The 24,252-nt window shown below is 64.2% G+C and carries 12 protein-coding genes and 1 pseudogene; 4 read left to right on the forward strand and 9 right to left on the reverse strand.

The window, feature by feature from the left end:
* The first annotated feature begins 483 nt into the window (after positions 1-483).
* On the forward strand, positions 484-3,921 hold the full coding sequence (locus KHZ24_04415; GenBank protein ID MBS5450441.1) for a PD-(D/E)XK nuclease family protein: 3,438 nt from the start codon (positions 484-486) through the stop codon (positions 3,919-3,921).
* On the forward strand, positions 3,922-7,734 hold the full coding sequence (locus KHZ24_04420) for a UvrD-helicase domain-containing protein (protein ID MBS5450442.1): 3,813 nt from the start codon (positions 3,922-3,924) through the stop codon (positions 7,732-7,734).
* 68 nt (positions 7,735-7,802) lie between these two features.
* On the opposite strand, the gene KHZ24_04425 is transcribed toward KHZ24_04420, so the two are convergent.
* Genes KHZ24_04425 through KHZ24_04440 form a run of 4 tightly spaced genes read right to left on the reverse strand, consistent with a single transcriptional unit; the run spans position 7,803 to position 13,151 of the window.
* Positions 7,803-9,035, reverse strand: a complete 1,233-nt coding sequence (locus tag KHZ24_04425) for a hypothetical protein (GenBank protein MBS5450443.1) — start codon at positions 9,033-9,035, stop codon at positions 7,803-7,805.
* A 26-nt stretch (positions 9,036-9,061) separates the two neighbouring features.
* A complete protein-coding gene (locus KHZ24_04430; GenBank protein ID MBS5450444.1) occupies positions 9,062-10,144 on the reverse strand; it encodes a hypothetical protein in 1,083 nt (360 codons plus the stop codon).
* A gap of 2 nt (positions 10,145-10,146) precedes the next feature.
* The gene (locus tag KHZ24_04435; GenBank protein MBS5450445.1) at positions 10,147-11,076 is read right to left on the reverse strand and encodes a hypothetical protein; all 930 of its coding nucleotides are present in this window, start codon (positions 11,074-11,076) and stop codon (positions 10,147-10,149) included.
* Positions 11,073-13,151: a hypothetical protein gene (locus KHZ24_04440; protein ID MBS5450446.1), complete on the reverse strand. Its 2,079-nt coding sequence runs from the start codon at positions 13,149-13,151 to the stop codon at positions 11,073-11,075. Before KHZ24_04440 ends, KHZ24_04435 begins: the two co-directional genes overlap by 4 nt.
* 479 nt (positions 13,152-13,630) lie before the next feature.
* Between KHZ24_04440 and KHZ24_04445 the strand changes: the two genes are divergently transcribed.
* Together KHZ24_04445 and KHZ24_04450 are read left to right on the forward strand one after the other, a co-directional pair.
* Complete coding sequence (locus KHZ24_04445; protein ID MBS5450447.1) at positions 13,631-13,930, forward strand: hypothetical protein; 300 nt, start codon at positions 13,631-13,633, stop codon at positions 13,928-13,930.
* Positions 13,931-14,162: 232 nt separating this feature from the next.
* Positions 14,163-17,056, forward strand: a pseudogene (locus KHZ24_04450) (SAM-dependent DNA methyltransferase).
* A 127-nt stretch (positions 17,057-17,183) separates the two neighbouring features.
* Here the strand turns inward: KHZ24_04450 and KHZ24_04455 are convergent.
* From KHZ24_04455 to KHZ24_04475, 5 genes are all read right to left on the reverse strand, one after another.
* Positions 17,184-17,930 (reverse strand): restriction endonuclease, encoded by a 747-nt coding sequence (locus tag KHZ24_04455; protein ID MBS5450448.1) that lies wholly within the window; start codon positions 17,928-17,930, stop codon positions 17,184-17,186.
* Between the two features lie 1,086 nt (positions 17,931-19,016).
* A complete protein-coding gene (locus KHZ24_04460) occupies positions 19,017-19,868 on the reverse strand; it encodes a hypothetical protein (protein ID MBS5450449.1) in 852 nt (283 codons plus the stop codon).
* Positions 19,869-19,949: 81 nt separating this feature from the next.
* Positions 19,950-21,473 carry an N-6 DNA methylase gene (locus KHZ24_04465; GenBank protein ID MBS5450450.1) on the reverse strand — a complete coding sequence of 508 codons (1,524 nt, stop codon included), beginning with the start codon at positions 21,471-21,473 and terminating at the stop codon, positions 19,950-19,952.
* 2 nt (positions 21,474-21,475) lie between these two features.
* A complete protein-coding gene (locus tag KHZ24_04470; protein MBS5450451.1) occupies positions 21,476-22,177 on the reverse strand; it encodes a restriction endonuclease subunit S in 702 nt (233 codons plus the stop codon).
* A 157-nt stretch (positions 22,178-22,334) separates the two neighbouring features.
* Positions 22,335-24,122, reverse strand: coding sequence for an AAA family ATPase (locus KHZ24_04475; protein MBS5450452.1), 1,788 nt, complete (start codon positions 24,120-24,122; stop codon positions 22,335-22,337).
* Positions 24,123-24,252 lie beyond the last annotated feature (130 nt).

Consider the following 24,252-nt stretch of genomic DNA (forward strand, 5'->3'; position numbering starts at 1 on the left):
GAGAAAAATACCTCGACGGTTGGACAGAAACGGAGCCTCCCATTTTGACGCGTGCGATCTGGTAGTCGCGCCCATTGTGGGCAGGGTCGCGAGGCGTGAGCGCGCGAAGCCGCTGGCAGAACGCCTGGTTCTCACCGAGGCTGGCATAGGGCCTGATAGTAGTGACTCCGGGGGCTGGGAGCGGTGGGATCTGATGGCTAATCGCGACTATGTCATAAATCCGCCTAGGACGATAAAGGACGAGATTGACTGGCTCAAGACGACGCGGGTTGACGAGCAGACACGGTGATTGCCTGGCAATGACAGCGGGGCTCGGGGGTGCATGTTGCCCTTGCAAGTGGCCTCGTGCTCATCCCTCCTGACAGGCCGGACTCGCTCCCTACGTCCCTTGTGATCCCTATCGCGTCGTTGGTGACGGCGAAGGTGCCGGATGGCTCTTCGGCGCCTACAATCGACCCGTCATCATCCGATGGGAGGTTGCCAATGGGCGAAAGCACGAGCCGTTGTTTGGAGGGCCGCGCCACCGCGGGCCTGCGCGTCATATGCGCCGCAGACTTCCACGGGGCGCGCCTCGCTTGTGATATTGCCGTCAAGGATCTGACATCCGCAGGCGTACCCTGCACCCGGGTGTTCCCGACCGCCGATCGGGCAAAGGCCGCGCGCCGTCGACTCGCTGACGAGAGCGCGACGGCCGAAGGGGAGCGGATCATCCCAACGCTCGGCGTGGGCGTCACGACGCTGCCTGCCTGGGCTCGGGAGCGCTGGACGCTGTTCGGCGACGGGCGGTGCCTCGTCTCGTCGGGGCAACGCCGGGCTCTCGTCTCCCGCGCTGTCGAGCGCGCAGCCCTCGCCCCCGCCGTCGGCAGTAGCGCGCTTGACCTCACGGCCCCCGGCCTCGTCGGCTGTCTCGAGTCACTTGTACGCTCCGCTTCCGGCCTTCCTGCTCTCGTTGATTCCAGGGCCGCCCTTCCCGAGGGCTTGAGCGGCGCCCAACTCGGGCTGGTGGACCTCGCCCGCTCATATCTGGCGTCTCTCCCCGACGCCGGCCTCGTCGAACCCGGCACGGCGGCCGCCCTCCTTCCCGGCCTCATGGGCTCTCTCGGCTGGGAACACCTCGTGCTCGAGGGCATCGGCGAGATGGACCCCGCCCTGTGTGGCCTTCTTGCCCAGGTTGCGGTGCATGCCGGCGTCACGATTGCCGTCCATGCCGACGCGCGAGCGGTGCGCGCTGCCTGCGAGGCCACATCCCCTTGCGGCGTGGACGATGCTGTTGCCGATGATCCCGTCCGTGCTTATACCGTGCGCCTTGTGGCGGGCCTCGCGCGCCGATGCCGCGATGCGGGCGCGTCCCTCTCTGTCGAGGAGGCCCCCGCAAGCGCTCGGCATGACGCTCCCCGTGCCCCGGAGCTCGACGGTCTTGCGAGCCGCCTCTTCAAGGCGAGCGGGCCGGCTGTGGCCCCGCTTGAGCCTACGGGTGCCGTGCGCTTCCTCTTGCCGGCGGGCCGCTACGCCGAACCTACCGCCCTCGCCGAGGAGATCATCCGCCTCCGTGACGAGTGGGGCATCGCACCCAGTGATGTGATTCTTACAAGCAGGGATCCCCTGGCGACCGCTTCGAGCCTGGCGGGCCGTCTTGTGGATGCCGGCGTGTCATGCTGGGCGCGCGGGATGGTGCCGCTCGCCCTGACGCAGGTGGGGCGTGCCCTGATGGGCCTCGCCCGTCTCGCCGATGCTGAGGTGGCTCCCGCGGAGGATCCCATGGAGCGGGCAAAGCAGGCCCGTCCCGACCTGCGGCCCATCGCAAGCGATCTGGCGCTAAACCCCCTGCTGGGCGTTGGAAGCCCAAGGGCGGAGGGCGAAAAGCCGCAGAACATGCGCCAGCTCGACCGCCAGTGGCGGCAACGCCGAGTCACGAGCGCTTCTGACTTGCTGGATGACCTCGCTGCCGCGTCGCCGAACGTTGCGGGGCCAGCCGTCACGGCCGTGCGTGCGGGGGATCTTCTCAAGGCGACGCAGGCCCTGCACCAGACCAGGCCCCACGGCACCCCCGACGACGCCTGGCTCTGCGAGAGCGCCGCGCTCAAGCTCGCGAAGGGCCTCCTCGAAGCGGCGGGGGTAGGCGCCGGCGAGTCGAATGCTCCTGCGGGTTCTCGAAGCCATGCCGCCATGTCTCGCTCCCTCGTTGACCAGCTCACCGGCCTCTTCCAGGGCGCCTGTGTGCCCTGCTCGCGCCTATACGCCCCGCAGCCCACGGTGCCCGAAACGCCCAAGGGCTCCGCTGAGTCTCCTGCTTCCCAGGATCCCTCGTCGCTCCTGCGCATCGTGCGTCTCGCTGACGCGGAGGGGATGCGAGCCCGCGCCGTCATCGTCGCGGATCTCACGGCGGAAGCCTACCCGCTCTCCGAGCGCGACGACGTCGTGTCTCGCCTGCTTGATGCTCTAGGCGTCGGCTCCGGTGCCAGTGCGGCCGATCGGCTTCGCCACGAGTTTGCCGGCTCTGTCGAAGCGGCGGGCGAGATCCTCGTGCTTGAGCGCCGACTGCACGGCGTTGACGCTGAGGACCTGCGACCCTCCGCCCTGTTCGAGGACGCCGTTGATTGCTATCGCCCGGACGTCACGGATCTCGACGACCTCGACAAGGGCACGGGCCTGCCGAAAGACGGCTCGCTTCCCTGCGACGGAGTTCCGGGTGAGGACTCGTTCAGCAAACTCATTGAGCCGGCGACGCCCCGTCCGTCCGAGGTCGTTGAGTTCGACGCGCCCGAACTCCTTACGGGCACGGCCGCGTCGACGGAGCCCCTGCTTTCGGAGAACCCCGACCTGGGCGAGCCAGCGCTGTCGCCAACAGCGCTCGAGAAATACATCAGCTGCCCCGCTCGCTGGTTCTTCGAGAAGAACCTTCCTTCTACAGAGGGCATTGACGCACAGTTCGACGCACGCGTTGCGGGCACGTTCTGCCACGAGGTCCTGCAGCGCGTGCACGAGCGCATGCGAGACGAGGGCATGCCGCGCCTCACCCCGTCGACCACGCCAGATGAGTACGACTTGGTCGATAGGCTTGTCGAGGAGTGCTTTCACGGAGCCCGTCGAGAGTTTGCGCAGGCGGCGCTCGCCGATCGAAGCGGGGATGGCCTGCTCATGCCTTCCGACTGCCTTGTCGCGATCGATGAGGCAGAGGAGCGCAGCTTTGCCCGATATCTCAGGCAGCTCAAGTCGTGCGTACGGCGAGACAAGTGGATTCCCGAGGGGTTTGCCCCCCGGGCGTTCGAGCAGAAGATTGGTTTTTCGGCTGACGAGACTCCGGTCTACTACGCTGGAGTGCGCCTGAGGGGCAAGATCGATCGCATCGACGTCGATAACAGGGGGCGTGCGCTCGTCATCGACTACAAGGGAACTATCGCTCCGGGCGACTATTCTCCAAAGCCTGACGGGAAAGGTGACGTGCGGAGCGCCGTCGTCCTGCCGGCCCTTTGCCAGCTGGGCGTGTCCGGGGCAGACGAAGGGGGCGAAGTCGCGGATCCGCTGCCTTTCCACTCTCAGGCGCTCATCTATGCGTCCGCCCTGCGCTCGCTGGGCTATGAGCCGGTCGGTGCCCTGTACATGACGTACAAAAAGCTGGGCGATAAGAACCTCGCGTTTGCGGGCTTCATTGACGAATCCCAGCGGGACATTCTACTCAAGAGCGCTAAGTCTGCCGATCTCAATGCCGGCTTGTACGTGCCCCCGTATCCCGAGGGTTCGCCTGAGCGCGACGCCTTTGGGGCAAGCGGGTGGGACGCCCTGTTGAAATATACCGAGGGCCAGGCTGCCGAGGCAGTTGGCCGCATGCGTGACGGCGACATAGGGCCCCGTCCGCGCTTCGGCGCCAAGAGCTGCAAAAACTGTCCGCTGGCCGCTACGTGCGTACAGAGGGTGATGTAGATGGGAAAGAAGTCCGCCGAGCCCACGAAAGACCAGCGTACGTGCATCGAATGCGTCGATGGACCGCTGCTCATCTGCGCAGGCGCCGGCTCCGGGAAGACGTTCGTGCTCACGCAGCGCATCGCCTACGCGCTGGAGCACCCAGAGCTCTCGGGTGTTTCCGACGTCAATCAGGTGCTGGCCATCACGTTCACGAAGAAGGCCGCGGCCGAGATCAAGGCGCGCGTGCGCTCGACCCTGCGCTCCAAGGGGATGGGCGAGCAGGCGCAGCTCGTCGACGGCGCCTGGATTGGCACGATCCACGGTACGTGCGAGCGCATCCTGCGCGCCCACGCGCTCGACCTGGGCCTCGACCCGGGGTTTGTCATCCTCGATGACCACACAAGGGAGCTGCTGCTCGACGCAGCGTTCAACGACGCCATTCGGGCGGAACAGTACCCCGACCTGTTCGGCCTATTTGATGACAAGGCGGGAGACATCCGCGGGAACGTAAGGGACATACTCGACAAGGTTGCCAGCTTCGCAGATGGGCCCAACGCCATCGAGGCTGGTCCGGCTCCTCGGCCCGCCTCGGAGATCGCTCGCGATGCCATCGAGGCCATGCGGGCCATGGAACGGGCGGCTGAGGGCTGTGCGCAGAAGTGGGCAGACACGGTACGAGAGCGCGTGGGCAGCGACACGTCGGGTATTCCCGCGCTTGAGAGGTTTGTCGCGGAGAACGGGGACTCCTCTGCGGAGGAGACGCTGGATATTATCCTCGACAAGTTCAAGTGCAAAATGAATATTCGGAATAAAGGCGAGCAGGCGGAGGCTGGAAAAGAGGCTCAGGGGGAGCTGGAAGCCTCCATCAGCCGTCTCAAGGCCGAGCGTTCTGTCTATAAAGTTGCCCCTGCGCGCGACGAGCTCCTCAAGCTCGCTCGCGGCGTGTGGTCGGGCTACGCGGCGGCAAAGCGGGCCATGCGCGCCCTTGACCAGGACGATCTCCTGCGCTGCGCGCTCAGAGCCCTGCGGGAGAAGGACGGGGCCGTCGCCCGCGAGTACCGCGACAAGTTCCGCCTTGTGATGGTCGACGAGTTCCAGGACACGAATCAAATGCAGGTGGAGATCGTTCGCCTGCTGTCGGATAACCTCAGGCGCCTGTGCACGGTGGGTGACGCCCAGCAGAGTATCTACGGCTTTCGCGGGGCAGACATCGAGGTCTACCAGGACCACCGCAAAGAGATGGGCGACATCGGAGCGAAGTGCGCCCGCCTGGAGACGAACTTCCGCTCGCACGGCGAGATCATCGAATTCGCAAATCAGGTGTTCTCCCGCGCGTTCAAGGGCTACGACGGCATGTTCCTGCCCCTTGAGTACGTTCCCGTTGCCGAGCACGAGGCAAAGAACCCCTTCACGGCAGGATGCCCCCGCGTCGACATCGTATCCGTGCCGCTACCGTCGGTCGACGTCGACCCTGCCCGGTGCGTTCTCGCCGAGGGGATTGCCCGTCGCTTCATCGCGCTCCACGAGGACGGCTCTGAGAACCGTTCCTGGGCTGACATGGTCATCCTGCTCGGCAAGATGACGAATGCCCAGACGTTCGTTGACGCACTGCTCGCACGTGGTATCCCGTGTGTTGTGTCAGGCGGCTCGACGTTTACCCGCAGACTCGAGGCGCGCGAGGTCTGCGCCCTTGCCGGCGCCGTTGCCAATCCCTATGACGCCTCCTCTGCTACAGAGTCCGATGGATGGGGTAGCAACGATGCGGGGGCGCTCGGGACGGTCCTTGTTGGCGGCATGTTCGGGCTCTCGCTGGCGGAGCTTACGCACGTGGCCTCCTGTGCCTCGGCGGGCTCAAAGAGTCTGTGGGGCGGCCTTTGCGCCATCGCCCACGGTGTCGACGATCTGCCCGAGGGCGTTGGGCTTCCCACCCCCCGGGAGTCGCTTGCGGCGCAGACCCTTGTGAGCGCCGTGGGGCGGATCCGCAGAGAGCCCCTCTCTGTCGTGCTGCGCGACGCCATCCTGACATCTGGGTGGCTCGATCGCCTCGAGGCGGGCGGCGCCGTGGGCGTGGCACGTGCCGGCAACGTGTTCAAGGCACTGCGTATGGTGGAAGAGATCGAGACGGATCCCCAGCAGGGGGCGTCAACCGCGTCGATCGCTGCCACGCTGCGTGAGCGCTTCAAGGAAGGCATGAAGGAGGGGCCCGGGGCACTGAACCTCAGGGGACAGGACGCCGTGCGTATCATGACGATCCACGCGTCCAAGGGGCTCGAGTTCCCCATCGTGGCCCTGGCCGACTGCTACGATTGCTGGGATTCTAGCAAAGCCAAGGTCTTTCTAGCTACTCATGCGGGACGTCTCCACGTTGCCGTGAAGCCGACGGGGCTAAGTGTCGGCGACCTTGAGGCGGGCGACCTCCTCAAGCCGGGGAACCTGCTCAGGTACACGGAGGGCGTTATCAGCACTTTTGGCGAGGCAGAGCTTGGCGAGCTGCGGCGTAAGCTCTACGTGGGTGTCACGCGCGCTCGTGAGGCGCTGATCATTGCCGCGGCTCCCGCGAAAGCGAAGGACGCTACGGGGTACAAATCCGAGGCCTTCGAGGACATCCGTCTCGCCCTCGTCGGCGGGGACGGCGACCTCGCGACGAGTCCCGAGGGCTATCCCGTGGAGGGGGAGCTGGGTGCGCGCGTGACGTGTGAGCGCATCGAGTGTAAGAAGCAGGGCACAGGCGACGAGGCCAAACGCTACGTACTCGATGCCCTGAGGGACGAGAACGGCGCTCCCTGCGAGGAGCTGGTCGATGACTACTGTGCTCGCATGACGCGCGAGGACCGGGAGGCGCTCGGGCTGAAGGACGGCGACGGGGAGGCCTCGGGCCAACCCGAACGCTTGACGGTCCCCGTGTTTGAGGACCGTTCTACCCGCGAGCCCCTGGCTGTGCGCTTCGACCCGTCGCGCGCGGGCATGGTGTCGTACTCGTCGCTTGCCGACGGGCACGCTGGGGCGAGCGACCCTGATGACGCCTCGTCGGCTGGCAAGCCCGATGCGCTTGACGCGACGGAAGACGCCGGCTCTGATGAGGTGGGCACGTCCCTCACTCTGCCCGATGTTTCGGCTCCTGCCGTGAGTCCCAAGGTCGCGCTCGGTGACGCGTGGGCTGTGCCGACGTCGTTCGGCTCGGCATTTCACCTCGCAGCCCAGTGGATGGCTGCCTGCCACGACGCCGGAGCGGTTGATTCTGCGACCGGCTTGCCCACCCTGCCCTCCGACGGTCGCCTGCGTGCCTGCCTGTCCGCATTCGACGTGTCCGATCCCACGCCTGGCCAGCTCGGGCGCCTGCGCGACGCTGTGACGCTCTGGGCGGGCTCCCAGGTGGCGCGCGAGGCGTATGCCTACCCGCGTACGCAGGGAGAGGCCCCGCTGTGCCTGCGCGTTGGGGAGGTCGACGGTGGCCCGGGGGTCGGTGAGGGACGGGCCTACCTCGAGGGATCTATCGACCTGCTGTGCTTCGACCCGGCGCTGCCCCGCGCTGCCCAGCGCGCTCTTGTCGTGGATTACAAGACGGGCGGCACCGCTGACGAGACGCCGGAGGCCCTGCACGACAAGCGCCTGCTTCAGGCGCAGTGCTACGCCCTCGCGGTGCTCGAGGCTGGCTTCTCCGGCGTTGACCTGCGTTTTGTCCGTGTCGAACAACGCGATCCTCTGGCGCCCAACGAGCCTCAGGTCGTGCCCTACTCCTTTGGGCCTGACGACCTGCCCCTACTGCGTGCTACCGTTATCGCGCGGTGCCGCAAGAAGGGCGCATTGCCGGTCGAGGATAGCGAGTCGTAGGAAGAGAAGATTGGGGCCGCGGGCGGTACGCATGTCGTTATACTGCGTTGCCCGCGGCCCCTTGGCTTCTAGGCCTCGTCTTCGTCCTCGTATTCGAGGTCGCTGAGGTCGAGCGGCTCATACTCGAGTCGCCTCGAGAGCTCGTATAGGTGCTCGGCCTCGGCGTTGTCCCGGTCGATGCGGGCGTTGTCTCGCTTCTGGGCCTCCTCTTCGCGCTGCTCGGGCGTTGCCCCAGGCAGCGGATGCCCCTCGCTCCTCATGACCTCACAATATCCCGGCCGACAGATGCCGTAGGTCCCCGTCGGGATGTCGTAGTCATTGGACGGACGCCCTGCCCTGATAAGTCCCTCGCCGACGGTTCGCTCCTGCGCGGCCAGCCAGAGGGCTACCTCTTCTCCGAAGGCGGTCGCGAGATGCTCCTGGTCGCGGTGAAACGCCGCGATGATACCGTGGCATATCTCCATGACACCGGCCGCCTGGCCCTCGCTGGTGCGCGGGTCGCAGGTGACGAGCCCCTCCTCTGATGACCACGACAGGGGACCACCCGAGCCGCTTCCTTCGCTGACGAGCCGCTCGAGGCGTGCCACGTACCAGACGACGAGCTGGGAGTGGAGCCTGTAGCCCAGGGCCTCACGGATCCGGTCGATGTCCGCGCTGTCAAGCAGCTCGGGAAGCCCCTCCTGCTCAAGGGGCGGTACCTCGCCGGGCGGAGCTGCGAGCCCGAGCTGCCAGTCGTCGATGGGTATCGCGTAGCCTTCGTTGCCGTCGTCGTGCACCATAAAGGTGGGCGTTCCCGGCGCGGCGACGGATCCGCCGCCCTGCACCATGAAGGGGATGCCGAGAAAGATGCGGACGCACGCCTGTGCCAGTTGCTCTGCGGCCCCGTACAGCATGGGGCCACTGAGGTATCTCCCGAGGTCCCAACTGGCGGCATAGGCCGCGCTTTCAAGGCTGCTCGACCGACGCGACACCGAGATGTGCTCGCTGTCGACAAGCTCGCGCGGATATGCCCCGATGGGCAGGCGTGCGATCAGCTCCCCGGCGCGGAGCCGCGCGGCGGAAGCATCCCGATGGGCGGCATCGAAGTAGTCGTCGAGGATGTCACTGCACGGCCCCTCTTCCTTCCAGGCCGGTTGCGTCGCCTCGACGCCTCTCCTGATCAGGTCGCGCTTGCCCTCGGCGTATATCCCGATGAGTCGGCGGGCCTCCTCGGGAGTGAGCGCAAGCGTATCCTCGGCGCGTGGATCACCGGTGGGCGTGAATACCTCCGGCACCCATTGCTCATGTGCATCGGTGGTCATTTTTTGCTCTCCTTTCTTTGGGGAGGCTAGATCCAGCCGTACTGGTGGACTCCAACGGACTCTGTGGCATAGCCAAGTTCCACGAGGCCTGAACGTATGTCCCGCACCGCATCTCGTATCCAGGCGAGGCCGCACTCTCCGCTCAGAAGCGCTCGAGACGTCTCCACGCCGAGATAGGACATGATGGTTTGCTGGCATATCGCCATGACACCCCGATTGAGGGCTGCGGTGCTGTCGGGCCTGTCTGCCCGGATTTCGATGTCTCCCGGGGCGTCCCGGTTCTCGCTGATGACCTCCAGCTTTTCGACGGAGCGGGCAAGCAGGCGTGCGTGCAGCAGCCCCGCGAGCGACTGCCGGATCTCGTTCCAGTCATCCACGCTGAGCTCCCCGTAATCTCGGTCGTCCACGAAACGCTCCGGCTTTTCCTCGCGGGCCGCCTGTATGCCTAGGGCTTCGTCGTCCAGCGCCCTGTTGTGGGGGCTGTTCCCACTCACGAGAGTGAGCCCCACGACCCACGGCTCGCTGTTCGACTTGCTGCGCCAGACGCGATAACCGGGGACGCCCAGGAAGCTCTCGACGCACTGCCGGACGATTCCCCACGCCACGTCATGTACGACGAGGGGATCGTCCTCTCGACGGCCCCAGAGCGTGTCGGACGCTAGGCACTCGCTGGCAAGACCGCCGGCCCGGCGCTCGGGAGGGACTGTCCCTGCGTTGATAAGCTCGTCGGGATAGTCCCCCGGCTTGAGCCTCGCGATGCATGGAAGGGCACGCGCAACCAGAGTCGAGTGGAACGAGGCCACACGCCGATCGACGCTCTCCAAGGGCTCTCTCTCGAAGGGGATTCCCCTGCCGGATCCACGCCGGTGATGGGGGAGCTCTGCTTGTGGGGGCTGCTTGATCCCGTAGCGTTCGCGCATGTTAGCCCAGTGCCGCTTCGTGCTTGCGTGCTCGCGGATGACGCTGAGGGCGTCCTGCCAGGGGACGTGTTCTGAGAGCCCAGGAGCGTTCCCGTTTGCGGGTGACTCCAACATGGCGAGGATGAGGCTGGAGCCTGCCGATCTGCCTGATGCGCTGCGCGTGGCCGCTGTCTTCGTATCCGTGTCCATCGTTAAGAAAACTCCCCACTCTCGGGATCGTAGTAGGAGGTGCTGTAGCCGGCCTCGATGAGCGCGTCGCCGACCATTCTCAGCAGGCTTGCCGCATCGTCGGGCCCCTCTTCCTCGGGCGCCAGCTCGACCATTCCTTGTCCTGTCGCATACCGGCGTATCAAGCGGTGGCAAAGGGCCATGACAGCTGCGCTCTGCCCCGCCGAGGTATCTGTGCTGGGGCGCACGAGCTCAGCGCAAGCGTCGCGGTCTCCGTTTGCCCACTGGTCGAGCCGGCTGTGGTACACGCGTGCGAGGCGCAGGTGATATACGTCGCCAAGGGCGCACCGGATGCTGTTCCAGTCGTCCGTCGAGAGCGGACCCACAGACCTCAGGAAGGTGGGGTCTTCCCGGCGCAGGGCGTCGATGCCGAGCCTGGCCCCGCTCAGCAGCATGCCGCAGGGGAATTCGTCACGAACGAACGAGAGGTCGACGCCTACCTCGTCGATGTTGCGCGTCGACAGGGCTCCCAGGCTGGGAATGCCCAGGAAACAGTCGGCGCAATGCCACGCTATGCTGATGGAGTTAACCTCCCCGCACGAGAGCAGCAGACAGAAGAACTCGAGGTCCCCGGCCCGTCGTATCAGGGGGATGCGCTGCGCGTCCACGAGGAGCGCTGGGTAGCCATCGGGGAGCGCTGTGCGAGCGATGCGCTCCAGGCCGTCCTGGGTGAGCCGGCCCTCCTCGTTCGAGAGGTGCTTGTCGAGCTGGTCGAGAAGGCCTTCCGTGTAATCCCAGATGCGACGCCGCTCGCAGGCGGCTCCCGATCGCAACCAGCTCTGGTCGCGCGCCTCCCTCGCCTCTGCGTACGCGGCTATGACGGCGCGGGCGTCCCCGGCGGTGAGCTGCACGTCGGTTTCGGGCCGCTCACCCCACGGTATGCGGGCACTCATCGCTGAGAGGGGGCCGTGCCCTTCCCCTCGTCGTCGGCCTCAGACTGCGAAGCGGTCTTGTCCCCTTCGTCCGGGGTATCCTTCGTCTCCTGTTCTTGCTCGGCTACCCTTGCGTCGATCTCCGCCTGCTGGTCGGGGTCGCGCATGTAGCGAGCGACGCTCAGAGGCGAGAACACGTCGCGCCAGTCGAGGAGCGCTCGCTCGAGTGCGGAAAAATCCCCAGCTGCCAAGGCGTCGAGCGCCGCGCGGGCGTACACGGCGAAGTACGAGGGGCGCGGGTCGTCGGGGGCGGGCTCCGGCCCGTCCATGGGCGGTAGGGGGCGGTACTGGTCGATGCACTCCGCAGCCAGTTGAGCATAGGCCAGGGTCGCGTTGTAGTGCTCGTTTGCCTTCGTGATGAGGCCTGCCCAGGCGAGCGCCTCGTCTACGAGCGGGTAGTGCTCCTCGGCGACGTGCAGGTGCAGCGCGACGATGACCTCCACGATGTCAATGGCCTGCTCGAACTCGAGTCCCCGCTCTTTCACGAGCCGATGGAACGCGAGGCATTCCGCCGCACGGTCGCGCCCGGCCATCTCCAGTGAGCCTCCCCGCGTCGCAAAGACGTCCGCCGCGCCGATCTGCCCAGAGCGCATGAGGGCGGCGACGGGGGGCCACAGCCCCGCGCGTATGCGTTCTGCTCGCTTGCCCCTTCGCATGTGAGTGCTGAGGAGGTGGCAGTACGCCATCGCCTCCTGGCCGGTCGTTATCTGATCCGGTTCGTTTGGCTCGTCTGGAGGAAGCAGCCCAAAGGCGCGGCAGGCATCCAAAGTCTGTCTGGCGTCCTCGGTGTCCGCCAGACGCAGCTGGCCCTTCTCCAGCGTGACCAGCTGAAGGCTCCCGTCGCTGACGACGACGCGCAGGCGTGCCCGGCTCGCCATGTAGCGACGACGCACCACCTCGTCTGCCGTTTCGAGCCCCTCGTCGATGTCGCGCTGGGCTCCTGCTAGGGCGCGCTCAAGATCGCCCTGGCTGGGGAGGTCGTCGCCATCGGGGAGATGACGGTCGAGTGCCTCGGGAAACCACAGGCTCGGCGGCATCCCCAGCGTATTCCAGTTGTCGGGGAGCACGGGGCCCTCCGGCATCCCCTCGCGCTTGTCCGCCGCCTCGCGGGTGAGCAGCCAGTCCAGCGGGGCATCGGGGCTCTTGGGGTCTTTGGGGCGCTCCGCCCAGCCGTCGCCCCTGTCAGACCATGACGCCTCCCGCTCGTAGGCGTCGAGAGCCTGCCTGACGGCGTCCACGTCCCCTGCGTCGAGCGCGCGAATGACGGCGCGTGCCTGCCTCCAGTTGGCGTGCTCGAACTCATAGGGGTCGTGGATGCCCATCATCTCGGCTTCCGCCTCGATGGTGTTCCATAGGATCTCGTAATACGGGGGCTCGGCCATGAGCTCGGTGAGTGGGGCGATCCAGGCGAGGGCGTCGCGTACGGTGTCGCGGGGGCCGGGGCGGGCGGTGCGGTGCAGGGAGGACACGAGGTCGACTTCCATGTCAGCCCAGTGGGGCTCGGCGAGCTGGCGTGTGACGAGCTCGTGGAAGGCCCGGCACTCTCCCGGTCGGTCGCGCCCGTCGGCGACGATCGTGCAGACGGCCGTTGCCATGACGTCGGGGACGCCGATCGTCCCGGCGTGCAGCAGCTCGCGTACCTCGGCCCATGTCTGGGCATACCACTCGTCGGTGAACTCGGTATCGCCGCTTGCTATGTGGAGATAGGCGAGGGCCTCCTCGCTCGTGAGGCCGCCGGGGATGCCGCTCATGAGGCTGATTGGCCTCAGCTCGTTTTCCCAGGGTTGGGCCAGCTCCCACAACGCGTCGGGAGTGGGGAGCGGGACCTCGGCGAGCCTGCCGCCCTTGAGCTCGACGGCCCGGACGCGTTCGCTGGGCACGAGCGCGAGGAGGAGCAGCCTGTGGTCGGCGAGAAAGTCCTCGCGTGCGTCGTCTGAGATGTCCGGAAGCGCCTCGTCAATGCCGCGCTGAGCGCGGACGATTGCCTCTTCGAGTGGCATGGGGATGCGGTTGGGGACGCGAGTCTCCATGAGCATGGAGGGAAAGCGGAGCGCCGAAGGTAGGGGGCTCTTCCCTTCCTTCTCGTCGCTTGTGCGTGCCTTCGTTTGGGAAGAGGGGCCTGGCTTGAGGTTGAAAGTCCGCCAAACTACGGCGTATTCGACGGGTTGGTTCGGATCGATGGCCAGCGGGGAGTCTTTGTCAATTCGGGAGCGCCAGTCGAGGGATCTGGGGATGCCGTAAGCGAAGGGCGTGCCGTCTGCGCTCGAATGCTGGTCGGGGGTGGTGGACTTGGGCTGCGGTGCGACTGTATGAGTCTCCATGTCTGTGGGTGCGAGGCCCCTGCGCTCGATGCGCATGGCCTGCGTGGTGAGTGTCTGACGCCTGTGAATGGCGCCGAGATAACTATACGCATAGGACTTGCTTGTTGTCAACAGTTGATGTACTAGATGGATAGTACTATGCTGTTAGCAACCGAAGGACGCCGAGGGGCGCCCATGGCGAGAGGAGAATGGCGATGGCTGATCAGAAAGAGAACGGGCAGTTTGCCTTCCCGGATTCAAACGACGACTACATCATTGTCGACGGCGAGAAGAAGACGTTTTCCAGGCCGCCCCGGTCGTGGCAGGAGGCGATGGCACGCTCCCGGCACACGAGCTACGTCTCGCTCACGGAGGCTAAGCGCCGCAAGGCCGAGCGCGAGGCCGCGGGCGAGGCGGGGCCTGTGCCCGAGGCTGCTTCCAGCGTCGAGGCCGCCCTCGAGGCGCTCCCAACGCCGCTCAACCCCGAGTGGCGTCGTGCGCACGGGCTGGAGTGAGAGGCGGGTTACCTGCTCCGATAAACCTTCCGACGATGGGTAACCTCAATAGCAGGTACTGATATGGATTTCGTCCTCAATGCGAGCGGGGGGCACATCAATGCGTGAATTGTGGCGCGCTCTGTTCAAACGGCTGGCATAGCTCGAGGCGGGCATTTTCCCGCCCTGGTGACCTGGCTCTGCGGTGTGATAATTGGACGGGTGGAGGCTTCGCCATCGAGAAAGGAGATCTATGCCAAAAGCGAGCCGGCAGGCGGCGGAAGAGTTCGTCAAGTATTGGTCGGGCCGTGGCGACGAGAAAGGAGAGACTCACAAGTTTTGGATCGATTTGCTCCAGAACGTCTTAGGGGATGAGGCCGCGCTGAGACGCCTGGAGTTCGAGGATCGAGTCGACACGGCGGCGGGAAGCTCCAAGGGCTTTGCCGACGTTACCGTAAAGCGCCCGGATGGCAAGGGCGCGCTTGCGCTGTGCGAGCAGAAGAGCGCTGGCATTGACCTTGACAAGCCCGAAATGCGCCAGGGCCGTATGGTGACGCCCGTCGAACAGTGCATGGGCTACGTGGAGGCCCTGCCGTTCAATGAGCAGCCTCGGTGGGTCATGACGTGCAACTTCTCGACGCTGCGCATCTACGACCGCAACATGGACCCGATGTGCCTGAGGGGCCCGGCTGTCGAGATTGCGCTCGGCGAGCTGCCTCGCAACCTCGGCGCCCTTGAGTTTCTTGTGGGCGGCTCCGGGACAGTGGCCCTCTCGCATGAGGTCTCCGTGCGGGCAGGAGAGATCATGGGAAAGGTGCACGACGAGCTTGCTGCGTCGTTCGCTACGCTCATGGACCCCGATGACCCCGATGTTCACCATGCGCTCTCGGTTATCTGCACGCGTTTGATGTTTCTGATGTTCTGCGAAGATGCTAATGGGCTGATTCCCTCGAACGCCTTCCGCAACTTCCTGAGGGACACGCCGGCGGGGCGTATGCGTAAGGCTCTGGCGGATTTGTTCGTGTGGCTGGATACGCCCGATGACGAGCGCGACCCGTTTGATCTCAAGTCTGGTCCCTACAAGGACTTCCCCTACATGGATGGCGGGCTGTTCGCCGAGAAGGTGCAGATTCCGACTATTAGCGAGGAGCTGCGCACGATCCTGGTTGTCAAGGGGTGCCAGGAGTTTGACTGGTCAGGTGTGTCGCCGACGGTCTTTGGCTCCATATTCGAGGGTGCGCTGTCGCACGACAGCCGCAGGTCAGGTGGCATGCACTACACGAGTCCCAAGAACATTCACCGGCTTATCGACCCGTTGTTTCTCGACGGTCTCAAGGCTGAGCTCTCCGCTATTCTGCAAAAGCCAGAAGCGGGAGGCGCGAGGACGAAGGCGCTCAACGAGTTCCACGACAAGCTCGCCTCGCTGTCTTTTCTTGATCCGGCCTGTGGATCGGGCAACTTCCTCACAGAGACGTATCTCGAGCTCAGGAGGCTTGAGAACAGGATTTTGCAGGAGCAGCAGAAGGACCAGTATGCGCACTTTGCCTTCGAGGAGATCGAGGAGTCTCCCGTCCGGGTGAGCCTCGCGAACTTCCACGGTATCGAGATTAACGACTTTGCGTGCTGCGTGGCGCGGACGGCCCTGTGGATTGCCGAGAAGCAGGCGGATGCCGACACGGCAAAGATCGTCCAGCGCGTGTATGACGAACTCCCCCTGAGGGACTACGGGTGTATTGTGCAAGCGAATGCCCTGCGTATAGATTGGAACGATGTTGTGCCTGCCGAGAGGTGCAGCTACGTGATGGGCAACCCGCCGTTTGTGGGCCAGTACCTCATGAGCGATGAGCAAAAGTCCGACATGAGACATGTGTTTGGCGAGCATTACGACGGATATCTCGATTACGCGACTGCCTGGCACTGGAAGGCTGCAGAATTCCTCGACGCTCGACGCTCGACGCTCGACGCTCGACGCTCGACGCTCGACGCTCGACGCTCGACGCTCGACGCTCGACGCTCCCTGCGTTTGCATTCGTTTCAACGAACAGCGTATGCCAGGGGCAGCCGGTGCCGATGCTGTTCGAACCCCTCTTCGCAGAAGGCTGGCGCATCGCGTTTGCCCATCGCACATTTGCGTGGGATGCGCAGTCCGATGACCTCGCGCACGTCCATGTGATCATCGTCGGGATGACCCAGGACGATAAGGTCAAGCCCCGACTTTTCGAGTACGCCGACATCAACGGCGATCCAGTTGAGCATGCTGCCAAAAACATTAACGGCTACCTCATCGACGGTCCGAACATCTTTGTCAGGAAGCGATCGAAGCCGTTGAGCCCCGAGCTTGCTCCGGCTTCTTTCGGGTCGAAGCCGACTGACGGTGGGCATCTCATCATTAATGATCGGGCCTCTTACGATGAGGCCATGGCCGATCCCGCGGTTGCTCCGTATGTTCGCCCCTTCCGTATGGGAAGGGAGCTCATCAATGGTATCGATCGCTGGTGTTTGTGGCTGGTGGATGCCAAGCCGAGTGATATGAAGCGTTTGAAGTTTATCGCCGACCGGGTTGAAGCTGTTCGAGAGATGCGACTGCTGAGCAAGAAGGCGGTTACACGTCAGAAGGCATCGACGGCCTGGCTTTTCGATGAAAACCATCAGCCTGACACGCAGTATCTTGCCATTCCGAGTGTGTTTAGCGGCCGGCGCGAATACTCTACTTGCGACTGGTATTTTCCTGATATTATCGCGGGCAATAATATCTATACGTGTCTTGACCCCGATGGTTTTAGTTTCGCCATTATCGAGTCGTCGATGTTCATGACCTGGCAAGATGCGATAGGCGGTCGCATCAAGTCGGACTATCGATTCAGCAACACCGTCGTTTGGAACAACCTGCCTCTGCCCACACTCGATGGCGAGACTCGCCAGCGCGTGATCGATGCCGGCAAGACTGTTCTTGCTGCTCGAGCGAATCACCCGGGACAATCGCTTGCGGACCTCTATGACCCAACATTCATGCCGGCGGACCTGAGAAAGGCGCATGCTGAACTCGATAAGGTGGTCGACGTGGCGTTCGGTGCGCGCAAACCATGCAAGTCAAATGGCGAGCGCCTACAGATCCTGTTTGACCGTTACATCGAGATGACCTCATAAGATCGATCCTTTTGGGTCATCTGCAGCCTCGTGGCCGGGGAGCCGAGTGTTTCTCGACTCCCCGGTGCGCTTTGGAATAGCGAGGCGCTTCGTCCAGTAGAAATGCCTTTGACTGGAAGCTTGTTTTCTACTCTCGTTCTCCCATCGCTTGCATGAAATAGTCTGTGTCGATGTGCTTGATTTGGATGGTCTCGCTGATGGATACGCCCAGGTTGTACGTGATCATGAGGCTTGTGAGTCTCGCGCCGTCAATGAGCACAATGTCGGCGTGCGGGTAGGTTCGCGCGTACTCGACGGCTGCCGGCGTAAAGGAAGACGTCGTGATGAAGGCGCCGCGCGATACGGCTCCAAGCGCCCCGGCAAAGGACTGGATAGTTGGACGATCAACCTTGTTGTCGGCCGCATAGCGCTTGGCTTGAATGTAGACGGGGTTGAAGCCGAGGGGATCGGTCTTGATGATACCGTCTATCCCACGGTCGTTTGATGCCTGGGTTGCCTGGCCTTCGCCATAGCCCATGTTGACGAGCAAGTCGGTTACAAGCTTTTCGAAGAAGTAATTGCCCTCAGGACTCGGAATGCCCATGATGGCGTCGAGCAAGTTGCGGGAGAGCTCTTCCCGCTGCCTGCGAGCGGCGACGAAGATCTGCTTCTCTGGCGTGACTTCGACGACGTCGCATGAGGTCGCTCGGGGACTGTAAACGAGACCGTTCTTGATATTCTCGGCTTCTTCTTGGGCGCGCTTATAGAAGGACTCCGGCGTGAGTTCGATGTTGAGCACGTTTCTGCCGGAGGGGAGGATCGTATATACCGATCGCCGCGGCGACGTGATGAAGCCGGCCTCTTTGAGCAGCGAGAGCGACGAGCTGATCCTCATGGCATAGACAACGTTGCCGCCTTTTGTGCGGTACTTCTTATCGGCGGCGGTGAGATCGAACTCGGCGGCAACGTAGTTTTGGACCTCTTTGAGTGTGAGCTCCCCGCCATACTGCAGCGAGCGCAAGACGACCTGATGAAACTTCACCTGCTCGGGAATTGGCATGGCGGATCCTTTCTTGGGTAGCGTGCCACTTCTGGTGGTGGCATCCCCTCGCAAAGCCTTTTGGCTGGTTACTCTCGTATTGTCTGCCTTTAATTTGCGCCCGGGATTTTCTGTTGTGACGTGGAATACGCCTTTCGTGCCAACCAACTGTGCCAAGGACTCTCGGGGCGCTCGGGCCTCTCTCTATTATTGGCATGCCAATAATTATCTTGCCCATAATGGGCGAGGGTTTCCGAGTATCCTTACGGACAGCCGCGGCGCGGGTGGTACACGGCGGTGTCTGTCCTCGCTTATGGGGCGTTTCTTTCGGTTGTGCGGGGTTTTGTAAAACTGAGGGCTGGAAATGGGCACGATTGACGGCTATGCGAGGTTTGCGCGGCGATCTGGCGTTCGTCTCGTGGCCAGTGTACTGTCCGTAGCTCGTCTACCTGCGGTTTCTTCAAATGGCGACACTCACCGTAGCTGCAGTAAGCTCCGCAAACCTAGCACATCCGAAATCCGCGCCCATTTTTGAGCCGTCGTTTTGCAAGATCGCGCACAACCGCGATTTGTGCCCTGGTGCGCGCTGACGTTCCGCATCTTATGTCCCGCCCCTGCCGTCCCCCGTAGGCGTGGGCCCGCCCCCGCGCATGACACCTAAGCCTCCTGCCCGTCCGCTACGCCTCAACGCGCTCGGCATGCAGCTTGAAGAGGGGGCGACGGCCCGGCCGGGGATTGCGCCCTTGCTGCGGAGGGTAACTCCCCTTTGGCGATTCCCGATATCGGGATCAGCCAAAAAATGGCGAATACCGATGCCGGCTTTAGCCGCAAAATGGCCAATCCCGACACCGGTATTCGCCACGTACGGCAACGGCGGGCAAACCAGGCTACCCAAATGCGCGCGAGGACCAGCCCCGGCCTGCCCGCCCGGTGCCCGCCGTCCTACTTCCCCGCCGGTATCTCCGCGCAGAGCAGCGCATCGTGAGCGGTGGCGAGCTCCTTAAGGAACTCAGCTGCCTCCTCGGGGTCCGTCGCGGTGAACGTCGGGAACGGGACGGATATCGACGTTCCCGTCTCGTCGACGCGGGTTCGAGACTCTTCGCCGTCCTGCTCCAGGGAGACGCCGGGATGGTGTGCCATCGCCTGCTCGACTGCCGCCGGCACCAGCTGCTCGCCGACGTGAAGGAGATGCTTCGCCTCGGCCTCCGTATGCTTGAGACCCTGCCATGCGTTCATGATGAGGCCAAGCTGATATCCGGCGTCTTCGGAGTACGTAATATCGCACACATAGCTATGCGCGAGCAGCAGGGCGCCGCTGAAGCCTGGGCTATTGCTCCCGGCCCCGACGTTGGAGAATCCGCGCCGCACCATGGTGTCAAACAGGAGACTGGCGACCCGCACGCCGTCTTGCATGCGGGCAACGACGCCTCCTATCTCGGAGGGATCGTCGTCTGCGTATAGGCCTGCTGCGAAGAGTGGCTGCCAGACGGGGAGCACGGAGCTCGAGGTGTAGAGCGCCAGGGAAAAATCATCTCCGTTGCGGAAGTCGACGTGGATCTGCCAGTCGCTGCCTCCGACGGGGAGATAGGCCGACGTCTCGACGAGCCGATCAAACGACTTCTCGGTTGGCGTTATGTCGAGGGCCCAGCCGTCCAGGCCGTGAGCTGCGCATCCCGAAGCGATGGCGGCGACTTTCGCCTGATATGCGTTCTGCGCTTCCTCGAAGGCCTCCTGTGCCTCCTGGACTGCCTGCGCCATACGTACGATAGTCTCACCCTGCTGGTTGATGTCCATGCGAATATCTCCCTCTGTGTATGTGGGGTAGTTACAAGTTAGATTTGTTGGCGCTCGCGCGCCGTTGTCCGGTGCGCTCGGCTACTTGCCCGCAGTGCCGTCCTGTCCGGCGACCAGCTCGTCGAGGGCCGCGTCGAACTCGGCGTGCGCCTGCTCGAGTCGCACGCGAGCCTGCCGGTATTCCTCTCTGGCTGCGGTGAGATCGCCGGCCGCTCCGAGGCGCCTGGCCACGTCCATCGTCTGGACGTAGTCTGTCAGGCGCAGCGAACGCTCCTCGCTCGCGAGGATGCGCTCCCCGGCGACTCGCGCGCTCAGATAGGGCAGTTCGCGCCTCTCGGCCACCAGATCGACAAGCCATCCAGCCTCGCGCTCCTGCTCGGGCTCGTCACCGACCAGCCCCTCGTAGAAGCCTGGCCGCTCGCGCTCGAGCCCGTCGCCGTCGAGACGCGCGAGCAATACGAGCTCGCTGTCTGCGGCAGGCTCGCTGTCGGCCGTGCCGCGCAGCACCCAGAGTGCGGTGCTGTCTATGCTCAGCCGAGTGGTCGGCAGACGCCGGGTGAGCTCGACGCAGGCGTACAGGCACCCGTTGCGCACGAGCGCGCCCCGCCTGTCTGCCATCTCGGTCGGCATTGCCGTGACCGGGCCACTGAGCGCGCGCGACGAGGTGGCGACTATGCCGACGCCGTGGCCACCTTTGAGCAGGCGCGCGGAAAGCCGCAGGCAGTTGGATGCCCCGTCGGTCGACTTGAGGTCGGTCCCTGCTGGCGCGTCGACCGCGTATGGGGGTTCGCACACGACGACGTCGTAGGGCCCGCCCAGTTCCATTAGCGTATCGAGAGGATTGGCGATGCGCACTCCCGCGAACGGCCCGCGGTATCCCGCAAGCAGCAGGCGCATCGAGGTCAACGCGATGGCCGTGGCGTCGGTGTCCCATCCGCTCAGCTGGATCTCTGCCGAGGGCAGTGCCTCGCGCAGGGCATCCCAGCTCTGGTGGAGGAAACCGCCCTGGCCGCACATGGGGTCGACGACGCGCACGACCTGCGGGGCGGTTGTCCCCTTCCTACGCTTGGGTTGCCGCGGCTCGACGCAGTCTGTCCCGCCGGCTTCCACGGTGAGTCTGCGCGCAATGCCGGCCACGAGCAGCCCCGTCACATGCGAGGATGCCGATTCCGTAAGAGGTCCGAGGCGACCTGCCCTCGCAAACAGGGAGCTGGCCTCGTCGCCGGCCTCGGGATGCGTGGCCAGGTTCAGATCGCCGTCTGCGAGGTCGAACAGCCCGAGGGCTGCACGCATGTCTTCGGACGCAATGGCGTTGACGTATCCCGCAAATGCGCGCCCGTCCATGCCGAGCCTGCCGGCGATTGCGCCCACGTGGCTGGCCAGCTTCTCGGGCGGGAAGAACGCCGTTCCGTAGGCGGGGCCCACAGATGAGAGCATCTCAGTGGGCTCGAAGCGCAGCCCCAGCTCGGCGGCGTTGTCCTCGACGTAGCGCAGGAAGCACAGTAGATGCGCCGCCCGCAGCACGCCGCCCTCGAGACGCAGCGGGAACGGCTTGCCCTGGCGCAGAAAGGCGAGCGCACGGGCGATCGATGTGGGGGCTTCCATGGCTAGTCCCTCCTCGCTTGGGCGTCGGCGCGGGCCTGGGGCTCGACACCCGCTGAGCTGTCCCCGGCCAGCGCCGTGCGCACCTCATCACAGTTCAGATAAGCCGCCGTCACGAGACGCTCCTCGGTCCGCTCGACCTGGCGGCGGGCGCGTACCTCGCTCTGACGAGCCGCGACAAGCCTTGCGATGCGGCGCTGCACGTCGATCGGCACGTCGGGTATGTCGATCTCGCCCACGAGCCTGTTGTTCATGACGAGGCCGCGCAGGCCTGTGGCCCTGCCTCGAAGCAGCTCGTTGGTGAGTGACAGGTTGAGGAAGCCAGTGATGTACAGCGGGTCGTAGCGCCGGCGTCCTTCCTCGTCGAGGCGCAGCAAAACGCAGGTGTTCGGCACGAACAGGCTCTCGTCCCCCGGTCCGACATAGGCGGCCGCGAATGGCAGTGACGTCTCGAGCACGACGTCCCCCTCTTGCGTGAAGGGCCCAGCCTCGGGCGCCTCGAAGCCGTCTGGTGCGCTGAGGGAGGCGACGTCGATGATGCCGTCGGCTATGGCGGCTGGGCGGATGACGGGGTGCGCGGGGCGCTCGGTCTCCGACCCTGCCGAACTGCCTCTGTCTCGCGCATCTCCTGCGGAAGACTTCTTCGTATAGCGCGTGGGGTGGCGTCCGGAGATGACGCTCAACCCGGGTATGTCGGAGATGCGCACGAGGCGGCTCCTTCGGGGAGAGTGCTCTGCCTCATTTCCTCCCACGGGAGGTGATGGACAGAGCGATATAGGTGTTAACGAGTCTAGCATGGACAAGCCTCCTATCCTATCCGATTAGTAATGCTTATTTCGCACCCCGGCGCCCCTTACCGAGCGCTTATGCGGCGAAACCGACGGTGATGCTGCTGCCGGACTTCTTTCCGGTCATCGCGCGGATGTCGGGGTCTGCGAAGACGGAGCTCACAACGTCCGCGTCCATGTCTTTGCTCGTCTCGTGCATCGTTGCCTGGCGCATGCGCATCCGCTCGTAGACCTTGCGGGCCACGCGGCCGTTTGCGAAGTCGGGCATGTGAGCGGCGAGGATGCGGCCGAACGAGTCGGTGAGCGCCCCGCGCGCGCCGTCGTCCAGCGCGTAGCCCTCCTTGGTGGCCATCCCCTCGAGGATCTGCGTGAGCTCGGGCGCTGTGTAGTCGGGGAAGTCGAGGTAGAAGCCGATGCGGTCGCGCAGGCCTGGGTTCTTCGAAATCATCTGGTCCATCGGCTTTGTGTAGCCCGCCATGATGATGACGAGCTCGTCGCGGCTGTCTTCCATGGCTTTGATGAGCGTGGCGAGCGCCTCCTCGCCGAAGTCATGTCCGCCCTCGTACATTCCCAGCGCATAGGCCTCATCGATAAACAGCACGCCGCCGCGGGCCTCCTCGACGACGAGCTTTGTCTTGACGGCCGTCTGTCCCACGTATTGGCCGACGAGCGACTCGCGGTCAGTCTCGACGAACGGGGCGTCCTTCTTGATGACGCCGCGCTCGCGCAGCAGGTCGGCGAAGATGCGCGCCATCGTTGTCTTGCCGGTGCCGGGGTTGCCGCGGAATGCCATGTGCAGGCAGGGGCGCTGGTCGGTGGGGCAGCCTGCGGCGTATGCGGCTATCTCCTCAAGCTGGCGCCTGACCTCTCCCATTCCCACGAGGCTGTCGAACCTTGCCTGACCTTGCGTGCTGTTCGCATCGATCAGGCGCTCGAGGCCTTCCTTGGTGATGGGTTCTGGGCCAAAGAACCTGCGCCTGGGGCGCTTTTGGATTAGCTTCATGTTCTCGGGCTTGTCGGGAGACACCTCAAGCGGGCTGAGCTGGCAGGCGCATTTGAAGAAGTCGCTTACGCGCTCTTCCGTCTTGGCAATCCAGGACGTGGCTACGGCTTCCGACCTGCGAAAGCGATAATCGCCAAACCGGGGCCTGATGCTGCCCACGAAGTTTATCCACAGCGAACCGTCATCTTCGCGCGATGCGTCATACGGCCCGATGAGAAAGCCGTTGCCCCAAACGGCGTTCGCGTAGCTGAGACACGTTGCGAGCGTGTCAAGGTCTGGTCCCTTATCGAAGAGCATGTCGAGCGTGAAGTAGGCGGTGTCGGTGTCGGTCGTGAGGAAGGCGTCTGCGTCGGTGTGTCGACGTCCAAGGCGGAGCTCTTCTGCGCTGATCCTCCCTCCGTAGCTGTTGCGCTGCCAGTCGTTCAATATCGAGCAGAGTTCGACATCGGCGAGGTTTGCGAGTCCTGGATGCAGCGACGTGACAACGACGGGCTGTGCGAAGGTCTCCTCAAGGTATGTTTTGAGGCGTTCGTTGAGCAGCTCTTGCTCGCTGGGCTGCTCAACGGGGGTTTCTCCAGAGCCGTCTTTCTTCTCGTCGTCGCCATCTTTCGCTGCGTCGCTGGGCTTGCGCTCCAGGCTTGTCGACTGCCTGCCGACAAACGAGAGGTCCCAAGAGCCATCGGGCAGCTGCTCGGTGCCGGATGGATAGATTGATTGGACAGTGCCGCTTATCATGTTGACGGCACATATGATCTGCGACATGTGCTCCCAGTTCGGCTCGATTGTGAAGTGCAGTGTCGCGTGAAACTCGCTGACAGGGCGCTCTGGCGCGGATACGACCGTTCCTGGTTGTGTGGACATGTGCGCTCCTTTCTCGTTTTTCCTTCTTCAAGAATGAGGTAACCGGAAACCACAGTTGCATACGCTATCCTAACCGTGCGACAGAAACCCTGCAAGACATTATAGGCTTACAAGTTATGACGTCTATGTG

Source organism: Coriobacteriia bacterium (assembly GCA_018368455.1).
Taxonomy (GTDB): Bacteria; Actinomycetota; Coriobacteriia; order Coriobacteriales; family UMGS124; genus JAGZEG01.